Origin of the sequence: Tardiphaga robiniae (genome assembly GCF_013359755.1) — a bacterium.
GTDB classification, from domain to species: domain Bacteria; phylum Pseudomonadota; class Alphaproteobacteria; order Rhizobiales; family Xanthobacteraceae; genus Tardiphaga; species Tardiphaga robiniae.
This window is the reverse complement of the sequence record NZ_JABMCJ010000001.1, coordinates 1-216: the sequence shown is the minus strand read 5'-3', so window position 1 is coordinate 216 and position 216 is coordinate 1. Positions and strand designations below refer to the sequence as shown.

Here is a 216-nt window from a genome sequence, read left to right as displayed (position 1 = left end):
GTCGCCGACCATCTCCACCTTTCGATCCCAGCCGCGCGTGAACAGCGCGCCCGCCGCGCCGAGATCGAGGCAAGTGACATAAGCCTTCTGGTGATATGGCTTCGTCGCCACACCGAGCAATTCGGCGGCGGCATTGTTGCCCGCAAAGGCGCCCATCCGCGTTGCGTGCTGGCACGACATCAGCGCGTAGTTGCCGACGTCATCACATGCCGCCCT

The 216-nt window shown here is 64.4% G+C and carries 1 pseudogene; it reads right to left on the bottom strand.

Annotated elements, in window-relative coordinates:
• A pseudogene (locus HP556_RS00005) lies at nt 1–216 on the bottom strand (NAD(P)/FAD-dependent oxidoreductase); the annotation flags it as partial.